Source organism: Subtercola boreus (genome assembly GCF_003399645.1).
Classification (GTDB): Bacteria; Actinomycetota; Actinomycetes; order Actinomycetales; family Microbacteriaceae; genus Subtercola; species Subtercola boreus_A.
Window position 1 is genome coordinate 1 of the sequence record NZ_NBXD01000077.1, and the last position, 1,300, is coordinate 1,300.

A 1,300-nucleotide genomic window follows, 5' to 3' on the forward strand; every position below is an offset into this window, starting at 1 on the left:
TGTCTCGCCCCGGGTTTAATGGAGGGTATTGATTCCCTGGAAGGGTAAGAATCGTGCCTGTTATGAAGAAGTATCCGCCGGAGTTGAAAGCGCGGGCTGTGCGCCTGGTCGTGGACGCACGGACTGGTCAGAATGCGCGCGGCGCCAATGCTCGGATCGCGCAGCAGCTTGGCATCAAAGAAGACACCCTCCGTGGATGGGTTCACCGCGCCGAAGTCGACAACGGGCTCAAGCCCGGTGTGACGTCGGATGAGTCGGCGCGGCTGGTCGAGCTCGAACGCGAGGTTCGGGAGTTGCGTCGGGCGAACGCGATCCTACGGAGCGCGTCGGCTTTCTTCGCGGCGGAGCTCGACCGCCCCTCCAGCCGATGATCGATTACATCGACGCTCACAAAGATGAGTTCGGGGTCGAGCCGATCTGCAGGGAACTGCCGATCGCCCCGCAAACCTACTACGCAGCGAAGACCAGACCGCCGTCGAAACGGTCGGTCAGTGACGAGCAAACGACCACCGATATTCGCAAAATCCACAAGGACAACTACGGCGTGTACGGCGTCCGGAAAGTGCACGCACAGCTGCGCCGCGACGGGAAGACGGTGGCGAGGTGCACCGTCGAACGGCTCATGCGCCGCGAAGGGCTACGCGGGGTTCGGCGCTCGAAAGGACCACGAACCACGATCCCCGGGCCGCTCGTTGATAGGCCCGGCGATCTCGTCGAGCGCCGCTTCACTGCTCCGGCACCGGACTGCTTATGGGTCGCCGACATCACGTACATTCGCACGTTCTCCGGATGGGTTTACGCCGCGTTCGTGACCGACGTGTTCTCCCGCCGGGTCGTGGGCTGGCAGCTTTCCACGAGCCTGCACACCGACCTCGCGTTGGATGCGTTGGAAATGGGGATCTGGACCCGTCAGCGGGCCGGCCGCGACCTGTCCCAATTGATACATCACAGCGACCGAGGAGTTCAATATCGTGCGATTCGCTACACCGAGCGCCTCGCTGACGCGGAAGCTGTCGCATCCGTGGGATCGAAGGGCGACAGCTATGACAACGCGATGGCGGAGGCGTTCAACTCGCTCTTCAAGGCCGAGCTGATCCGTAACCGCGGCCCGTGGAAAGGGATCGACGACCTCGAGATCGCGGTCGCGGAGTACATCGACTGGTTCAACCACCGCCGCTTGCATGGCGAGCTCGGCCACATCCCACCCAACGAGAAAGAAGAGATCTTCTACTCACAAACCCCCGTCCCTCAACCGAGCGAACGGGTCAACTAAACCCTCCACCAAACCCGGGGCTTGACA

At 62.5% G+C, this 1,300-nt stretch carries 1 protein-coding gene and 1 other annotated feature; the gene reads left to right on the top strand.

What is annotated here, in order from left to right:
- Window positions 1-62 precede the first annotated feature (62 nt).
- Window positions 63-1,273, top strand: a protein-coding gene (locus tag B7R24_RS17095; protein ID WP_253259548.1) for an IS3 family transposase whose coding sequence is annotated in 2 segments (ribosomal slippage) — window positions 63-330 and window positions 330-1,273 — 1,212 coding nt in all. Because the reading frame shifts where the segments join, the coding sequence is not laid out codon by codon here.
- Window positions 329-442, top strand: a sequence feature (AL1L pseudoknot). (Overlaps the previous gene by 114 nt.)
- Window positions 1,274-1,300: the final 27 nt, after the last annotated feature.